This window comes from Lentilactobacillus otakiensis DSM 19908 = JCM 15040, from assembly GCF_001434145.1.
Lineage (GTDB): Bacteria > Bacillota > Bacilli > Lactobacillales > Lactobacillaceae > Lentilactobacillus > Lentilactobacillus otakiensis.
Genome location: NZ_AZED01000020.1, coordinates 1,125 through 1,534, shown reverse-complemented (window position 1 = coordinate 1,534; position 410 = coordinate 1,125). Strand labels below are relative to the sequence as shown.

Below are 410 nucleotides of genomic sequence, written 5' to 3'. Positions count from 1 at the left end.
AACCCATGTTACCGCCGTGAAAGGGCGGTGTCTTAACCACTTGACCAACGGGTCATTTAAAACGGAGAAGGAGAGATTCGAACTCTCGCGCCGCTTACGCGACCTACACCCTTAGCAGGGGCGCCTCTTCAGCCACTTGAGTACTTCTCCAAAATATGGGCCTAAATGGACTCGAACCATCGACCTCACGCTTATCAGGCGTGCGCTCTAACCAGCTGAGCTATAGGCCCATTATATGAAAAAGCGGGTGACGAGAATCGGACTCGCGACAACAGCTTGGAAGGCTGTGGTTTTACCACTAAACTACACCCGCAAAAAACTATATTTAAAACAAGTGGCGCGGGACAGAATCGAACTGCCGACACATGCAGCTTCAATGCATTGCTCTACCGACTGAGCTACCGAGCCAA

Annotated in this window: 4 tRNA genes; all 4 read right to left on the bottom strand. The window is 51.0% G+C overall.

What is annotated here, in order from left to right:
- Positions 1–62 precede the first annotated feature (62 nt).
- Positions 63–150, bottom strand: a tRNA-Ser gene (locus FD05_RS10830).
- Between the two features lie 6 nt (positions 151–156).
- Positions 157–230: transfer RNA gene (locus tag FD05_RS10825), tRNA-Ile, on the bottom strand.
- 12 nt (positions 231–242) lie between these two features.
- Positions 243–313 (bottom strand) — tRNA-Gly (locus FD05_RS10820).
- A gap of 22 nt (positions 314–335) precedes the next feature.
- Positions 336–408: transfer RNA gene (locus tag FD05_RS10815), tRNA-Phe, on the bottom strand.
- Positions 409–410: the final 2 nt, after the last annotated feature.